This window comes from Marinitenerispora sediminis (genome assembly GCF_003336425.1).
Classification (GTDB): Bacteria; Actinomycetota; Actinomycetes; order Streptosporangiales; family Streptosporangiaceae; genus Marinitenerispora; species Marinitenerispora sediminis.
Genome location: NZ_QEIO01000193.1, coordinates 1 through 7,674 on the forward strand (window position 1 = coordinate 1; position 7,674 = coordinate 7,674).

General features: G+C 73.5%; 6 protein-coding genes. All 6 read right to left on the bottom strand.

Annotated elements, in window-relative coordinates; all coding sequences use genetic code 11:
• Positions 1 to 59: 59 nt before the first annotated feature.
• Entirely contained in the window at positions 60 to 1,013 is a 954-nt protein-coding gene (locus DEF28_RS24185; RefSeq protein WP_114400459.1) for a BtrH N-terminal domain-containing protein, read from the bottom strand.
• A 1-nt stretch (position 1,014) separates the two neighbouring features.
• Entirely contained in the window at positions 1,015 to 2,025 is a 1,011-nt protein-coding gene (locus tag DEF28_RS24190; protein ID WP_114400460.1) for an alpha/beta hydrolase, read from the bottom strand.
• A 137-nt stretch (positions 2,026 to 2,162) separates the two neighbouring features.
• Complete coding sequence (locus DEF28_RS24195) at positions 2,163 to 2,861, bottom strand: helix-turn-helix transcriptional regulator (protein WP_114400461.1); 699 nt, start codon at positions 2,859 to 2,861, stop codon at positions 2,163 to 2,165.
• Between the two features lie 758 nt (positions 2,862 to 3,619).
• Positions 3,620 to 5,062, bottom strand: a complete 1,443-nt coding sequence (locus DEF28_RS24205) for a condensation domain-containing protein (RefSeq protein ID WP_114400463.1) — start codon at positions 5,060 to 5,062, stop codon at positions 3,620 to 3,622.
• A 92-nt stretch (positions 5,063 to 5,154) separates the two neighbouring features.
• Positions 5,155 to 6,615 (bottom strand): MATE family efflux transporter, encoded by a 1,461-nt coding sequence (locus tag DEF28_RS24210; protein WP_147280259.1) that lies wholly within the window; start codon positions 6,613 to 6,615, stop codon positions 5,155 to 5,157.
• A gap of 236 nt (positions 6,616 to 6,851) precedes the next feature.
• On the bottom strand, positions 6,852 to 7,674 hold an 823-nt coding region (locus DEF28_RS27705), incomplete at its 5' end, for a hypothetical protein (protein WP_158562915.1).

Consider the following 7,674-nt stretch of genomic DNA (forward strand, 5'->3'; position numbering starts at 1 on the left):
GGTTGGGCGGGACGGCCATCGTGATCGCCTCGGCTTTCGGTCGAAGGGTGTCGCGGAGGTCAGCGGCCCACTGGGCTCGGGAGGCCGCACTGGGGCGGGCTGCCGAGCAGATCCGCGACGAACTCGTCCTCGATCTCGGCGAGCAGCCGCAGCAGACGGGTGAATTCGGTGCGCTCCCCTCTGACTCCCACGCAGTACGCCTGCCCGCAGACGCGGGCCTTGCGCTCACACAGGCGGGCGGTCTCCGGATGGTCGTGATCGCGGAAGAACTCGGCCAGCAGTTCCGCCCGGAACGCCGCCAGGGGCAGCTCGAAACGGGCGATCCGGGTGATGTTGCGTTCGGTGAGGTGGTCGGCTCCCTTCCGGAGCGCCGCGGACCCCACGGGCCACGGTGCCGCGGCGGCGTAGGCGTAGTCGGCCCGGAAGGCCGCCATGGCGGTCTCGTACAGCGGCCGCTCGGCACCGACACGTTTCGGGCTGTGCCACAGCTGGTAGCGGCCGCGGCGAAATCCGATCCGTTCCGCACGCCAGGCCGCCAGCAGCGCCTCGCGGTGCAGGTGGGCGTGGGGGACGCCGCCGGGGTCCTGCAGCAGCAGGTGGTCGCGCTCGACCGCGTAGCCGACCACGTAGCGTTCGTGGTCGGCCGGTACCCGCCCGGTCTGGTAGGGCAGCTCGGCGAGCGTCAGCGGACCGAGCAGCACCGGGCCGTGCGGCAGCAGCTCGACCAGTCGCCGCCAGGAGTCGGGGCCGGTGCCGTCCCGCTCCGTCTGGACGGCGAAGCCGAGCCGGTCGAGCGCCTGGTCGATCCCTGTGTCGGGGGAGACCTGGCTGAGCACCAGGACGCCGTCCGGGAACAGCATCGCGCCCAGGCCGATGCCGCTGAGCAGCTCCACCCGCTCGGAGGGGACGTGGTGGCCGTGGCCGGCGAGCAGCATGCTCACCGAGTCGGCGTAGCAGTAGTCGCGTCGGCCGCGGTAGGGCGGCGGACACCGGCCGGGGCCGTCGGCACGCATCTCAGGCCGTCCCCCGTACATCGCTCGCGGGCAGCGAGGCCTCCCAACGCTCCGGCCCGCCGTCCTCGCCGACGGCGGGGGCGTCCCGGACCAGCGCCGCGCGCAGGGCCGCGCAGGCGGCGTGCTCGGTGGCCCGCGCGGCGGGCAGCATCGCCGACATCCCGAAGAACCCGTGGAAGAGCCCGTCGGCCCGGTGGACGGCGGCGGGCACACCGGCGGCGGCCAGCCGGGCCGCGTACGCCTCCCCCTCGTCGCGCAGCGGGTCGTACTCGGCCGTGACGACGAGCGCGGGCGGCAGGTCCGCGAGGCTGGGCGCGCGCAGCGGGGAGGCGTGCGGGTGCGCCGCCTCCTCGGGGGAGGTGAGGTACTGCTCGTGGAACCAGCGCAGGTGGGTGGCGGTGAGGAAGCAGCCGTCCGCGTTCTCCCGGCGGGAGGGCAGCGTGGACATGATGTCGGTCACGGGGTAGATGAGCAGCTGGAACGCGATCGGCGGGGTGCCGCGCTCGCGCGCCAGGAGGCAGGCGACGGCCGCGAGGTTGCCGCCCGCGCTGTCCCCGGCGACCGCCACGCGGGCGGGATCCGCACCCAGCTCGGCCGCCTGGCGGTGCACCCAGCGGACGGCGGCGTAGGCGTCGTCCACCGCGGCGGGGAAGCGGTGCTCGGGAGCGCGCCGGTAGTCCACCGAGACCACCACGGCACCCGTGCCGTCGGCCAGCAGCCGGCAGATCCCGTCGTGGGAGTCGAGTCCGCACAGCACGAAACCGCCGCCGTGGAAGTAGACGAGCACCGGGCGCGGGGACCGCCCGGTGTGCGGGTGGTAGATCCGCACCGGGATGTCGGGGCTCCCCGCAATGGTGTGCTCGCGTACGCCGGCCATGGGGGGTCCCTCGGGGAACCGGGCCAGGGCGTGCAGCCGGCGTGCCTCGCTCGCCTCGGTGACCGTTCTCCCGAGGTCGGGATAGGCGGCCGTCATCAGCTTGAGCACCAGTGCGGTGCTGCGGTCAAGAGCCATGGCCCGCCTTTCGTTGCGGACGCCGCGTGGCGCCGTCCGGGTCGACCGATGTCATGGCGAAAAAAATTCACGGCGGTGTCACGGGGGAAGCGACCGCGTCGTGATTCGTGGGCGATTCGGCCAATCGCCGAGGGGCGCTATCCGGGCCGCGAGAAATCGATAATTCCGGTTTTGAGAGCGGTCATGACCGCCGCGGTCCGGTTCGGTGATCCAAGTTTCAACAGAACACTGGTCACCAGGCGTTTCGCTCCGTGCTGCGAGATTCCGAGCCTGGTCCCTATCTGCTTGTTGCTCAGCCCTTCGGCCAGCAGCTCCAGGGTCTGCCGTTCTCGGCTCGTCAGGGAGACCGCGGAACGCACCGACGGCGAAGGGGTGAACTGCCCGCTCACGTGGGCCAGCAGCGACTTGGCGAGCGCGACCGGCATGGGGATGTCGCCGACCGCGAGCCGCCGGAGCGTCTCCGACAGGGACTCCGCCGACAGGTCCCGCTGCGCCAGGAACCCGTCGACCGGCAGGTCGGCAAGGGCCTCGGGGGCGCGCAGGTCCCACTCGTCGACGAACAGCAGGATCTTCGGTCGGCGCCGTTCGCCGCTGGCGGCGATGGCGCCGACGCGGGCCCGCTCGGACCCGCTGACGATCAGGACGTCGCAGCCGCCGGACCGGACACAGGTTTCCACGGCCGTGAAGTTCTCACAGTTCCGGACAACTCCCACCGCCGGCGAACATCGGAGCATATCGTCCAGCCCACGACGCAGTACCTCATTTTCCATGAAGAGCGCGACGCTCAACGTCGTCACACCCGGGGAATTGACATACCGGACGTAAGTGTCCGCCATGACAAGACTCTCCTCATAATTGTTTTTTCGGCAGCGAAGACTTTATACCAACTGCAGGATCGATTAAAACAGCGCAAAGACTGACGAGGGAATCCCCGCTCCCCATGATTTTTCAGCGACATTACTCGCCGATCCCCTCATATCCGTCGGCTTCCGGGAGGCAGAGCAGGGCCTCCGCCCGAGAGCGCGCGGATCCGCGGCCGGTACCGGCCGGAGAGCACCGGCCGGCGACCGTACTCCCTCCGGACCGTAACCACGCCGTAACGACCAGCCGTATCGCCCCGGCCGCACGCGGACCATGACGTGCAGCCGCTCGACGAGCGCGTCGCGCCGGGCGTCGGCGAGTCCGCCCCCACCCGCCCCGGGGGCCGCTCGCCGCGGCCGTGGGCGACGGCGGGGCGGCGGATGTGCCGCTCGCCGGCCCAGCTCGCCGCACGTAGTCCGTCCAGCGACACGTCGACGCGGGCACGGACCAGGCAGGTCCACCCCGCGTCCGCCCGCATCGCCCGTTCCGCGTCCAGCGGAAGGAGCCCATCGAGGAGCGGCCGCGCGCACTCCTCCCCCGGGAGGTCCGCGCGGAGGTGCCCGGCGCCCCGGGCGGCGACGCCGCGCGCCGGCTCCTGCTCGTGGTCCACGGCGCGACCAACGCCGCCCCGGTCCTGCCGGGCCTGCTCCAGCCGGCCCGCCGCTCCCCCGCCGCCCCGCCGCGAGCGTGGGCGGCGCCACCAGGCGCCGCCCGGTCCGTCAGGGCCGAACCGTCACCCGCGGCCGGTCAGCGCGGCCGGCGGCATGACGCCGGTGGCGGCGGCCAGCCCGTCCGGCGGGATCTCCCGGCCGACGAGTTCCACCAGCAGGCGCTCCACACCCCGCAGCAGGTTCTCGATCTCCGGCGGCGGGATCCGCCGGGAGTCAGCGCTGAGCTCCAGCACCACCGAGTCGCCGCGGCCCCCCAGCACGCCGCCGCCGTCCATCAGCACGAAGTAGGCGGTCTCCCGCTCCTGGAGGTCCGTCGGTGCGTACCGGCTCCGCGGCACCGCCGCGCGGACCTCCTCGGCCGTCGCGGCGGCCGCCGGCCCGCCACCGGGCTCGGCCGGGACCCGGACGTCGTTGAAGTAGCACCCGAACTCCACCTCGGTGCCGCGTGCACGGCCCGCCTCCGCCACGGCCGCGTCGGCGTCGTCAGGGTCGTAGCGGCCGTGCCGGTAGGCCGACATCGCGGTGCGCCAGGCACCGCGGGCCACCTCCCCGAAGGCGCCGGCCCGCAGGTCGATCGAGATCGGCACCTCCTGGATGACGTTCATCACCGCCCGCCGCAGCTCCGGGACGAACCGGTTGCCGACGATCAGCTGCATTCCGCACCGTGGCAGTCCGGTGTAGGCGCCGAGCACGACGGCGACCGCCGTCAGCGCCACCGTGGACACGGTGACCCGGTACCGGGCGGCGAGGACGTCGAGGGCCAGCCGCAGTGCCCGCGACTCCAGCGCGCCGCTCTGGAACCGCGGACGGGCCGCCTCCAGCGCGGGGCCGGGGAACATGGTGGGCGGGAACTCGGCGAGCTGGGCGCGCCAGTACCGCAGCGCGGAGTCGTTGAGCGCGCGACCGCGCGCCGAGCGTTCGAAGGCGGCCTGCTCCAGCGGCTGGCGGGTGTCCGGGACGGTCGGCGGCGGCTCCCCCGCGGCGACCGCCGCCAGGGCGGTGCGCAGTTCCGCCACCATGAGGCGGGTGGCGGGGAGGTCGCCGGCGACATGCGGCATGCAGAACCCGAGCCCCCGCGGCGTCCCGTCGACCAGCCCGACGAGCGGCCGGAAGGGCAGTTCGGCGGCGAAGTCGAACCCGGTGGCGCACATGCCGCGCTGGTGCGCGATGAAGAGCTCCCGGGAGTCGGATTCGGCCGCACCGTCGGCGAGCAGCACCGCCACGTCCAGCTCGCCCGGCCCCACCACGTGCTGGGTGAGCTCACCGTCGCGGTGCCGGAAGAGGGTGCGCAGCGACTCGTGCCGTTCCACCAGCAGGCCGATCTGACGCAGGACGTCGTCGAGTGCCAGCCCGTCGGGGAGTTCGAACCCGAGCGAGTGGTTGTAGAAGGCGGTGTCGGGCATCCGGAGCTGGATAAGCCGCCACATCTGCCGCTGACTCCAGGTGGCCGGTCCCTCCGCCGAGCGTCCGGAGAACGCCACCCGGTGCCGCGCGATCCGCACCATGAACTTCCTTTCGTCCGCTCCGCGGCGCCCGGGGCCCGCGGTGCCGCCGGGCACCGCACGGCCCGGCGGCGGCGCCGCGCGCCGCGGTGTCCCTAACCCGGTGATCCGGACGCCATGAGCGGGCTCCCGGACCGCCTCAGCCGGCGTATGAAGACGATGACCACGATGAGGACGGAGACCCCCAGCAGGTTGCTCACCGCGACGACCCGGTAGACCGCCTCCGGCTGCTGGAAGGCCGCGGTGACGAGGACTCCGACCCAGATGACGGCCGCGTAGTAGATGACGTTCAGCGTGACGGCGAGCGGGCCGGCGCCGGTCTGCTCCAGAATGGTGAGCGACGCCAGGACCAGCCCCTGCAGCAGGTAGGTGAGGGCCACGATGTGCAGGTAGTTCGCGGTCTGCGCCGCGATCTCGGGGCTCGGTGTCATGAGCCCGGCCAGCAGGTCGCCGCCGAACCACACCGCCAGCGCCACCACCAGGTAGATGCCGAGGACCAGCTCCAGACCGCTGCGCAGCGTCCGGCCCAGCACGTCGAACCTGCCGGCCCCCATCTGCTGGTTCATGATGATGGCGGTGGCCGAGCCGAACATGATGCCCGGCATGATGATCAGCCCCTGCAGGGTCGCGGCGGTGGAGTAGCCGGAGACCACATCGGGGCCGAAGGGCGACAGGACCCACAGCAGCCCCATGTTCGCGCCGAACAGCACCACGTGGGTGCCCGCCACCGGGACGCCCACCCGGCCGAGCTGGGAGAACGCCGAGGGCTGCCAGGGCCGGGGCGTGCGCGGCACCCACAGCCCCGTGCGGCGCAGGCAGACCAGCCCGATGGTGACCCCAACGACGCTGGACAGCACTCCGGCGAGCGGCACGCTGAGCACGCCCATGCCGGCCCCGAGGCCGAGCACGGCGACGATCCCGAAGTGCACGGCGGCGTCGCAGAGCGTCACGGCGGCCGCCGCGCGCGCGTGCCCGTATCCGCGCAGGCTGGACGCGCACAGGACGGGGGCGATATGCGACAGCTCCGCGAGCGACATCCAGAACAGGAAGGAGCGGAAGTCGGCCTGCGACTCCGGAGCGACGTCCAGGACGTCGGCGAAGACCGGCCCCGCGAGCACCAGCGAGCCGAACAGCACCACGGCCACGACCGCCCAGATCCGCAGCAGGCTGAACGCCATGGCCAGCACGTCCTGCGGCCGGCCTCGCCCCCTGCTCACGGCCGCCGAGACCTGGTTGGCGATCTCGAAGGCGGTGAAGACCGCGATGAAAAGGAAGCCGATGGGCATGTAGAGCGAGCGGACGTACAGCGCCTCATCGCCCATACGCCCCATCAGGGCCACCACCCCGACCACGACGAGGAGGTCGACGACCTCCGCGAGGGTCATCGGTCCGGCGAGCCCCAGGACGGTCCGGCGGGTCGGCGGGGGCGCCCCACCGGGGGGCGGACCCGCGTCCGGGGCCTCCCCGGGCGGAGCGGCTGCCCTCCCCTCCCCCGGTGCGCTCCCGGCGTCGATGCCGCGTAGCGGATCGCGCGCGCCGTCGGTCGTATCGCTCACAGTCGGGCCTTCCCTGGACAGTTCCTGCAACGGTTCGTTTCGGGGTGCCGCCGGCGTCCTGGCGGAGTCCGGCCGGCGGGCCCGCTGGTCGGGGGCGGCCGCCGACCGCGCCGGCTCCGATGCACCCTAGGGGGTCGGGGCGGGTCCGCGCGGCCAGCCGCGCCGGATGTCCGCCCAGTTCAGACGGGCGGTCCAGCGGGTGCCGCGTCCCGCTCGGCCGCCCTGGCGCGCGGCCGTCACGCCGACCGCTCCGGGCCGAACACGACCTCGTAGGTGTGCGCGTACCGCAGCTCGCGGTCGTAGTCGGCCAGCACCACGCGGCCGCCGCGCGCGCGGCGGGCCGGCAGCTCGGCGGCGAGCCCGGCCCACAGGCCCGTGGCGGGCAGCCCGCGCGGCGCGGCGGTGACCCGCCGGCCGGCGGGAATGTCGCGCTCCGGGTCGAGACCCGGGCCGGCGATCACCTCCGTGGCGTCACCGAGCGCCTCGCTCAGGACGGTGCGGACCTCCTCCGGTGCTACGTCGGCGAACTGGCGGGGGGTCACGGTGCCGGCCGGCTCGGCGGCGTCCACGACGATCGCGGCGACGGAGTCGCGCTCCGGCAGCATGACCCCGGACGGCAGCGGGAGGTCGTGCAGCAGGACGCTCTGCTCCAGCACGAGCACGAGCGAGCGGCGGGCGCCGGCCGCCGCCGCGTACTCGGCGGCGATGCGCAGCGCCGTGGCCGCGGCGGCGGCGCCCTGCTCGGCGATACCAAAGGCGATCGGGCCGCCCGGCAGGGCGTTCGTGAGTGACGGGCCCGGCCATCCGGGCTCCGGATCGGGGGTGCTGTGTGCCATGATCACGAGGTCGAAGGGGGCACCGGACACCAGCGGTGCGGCGGCCGCGCCGGCCATCTCGGTGAACGAGTTGCGGGTCCGGCCGTCGAAGTAGTCGGCGCCGTGGGTCAGCCCGTAGAGGCGGGCGAGGTCGGCGAAGTAGATGTGGGTGCTTTCCAGAGTGTAGGCGCGTCCGGGCCCGAAGAGGTGGTGGTCCACCTGGGCCAGCGGCAGCGGTGCGGCG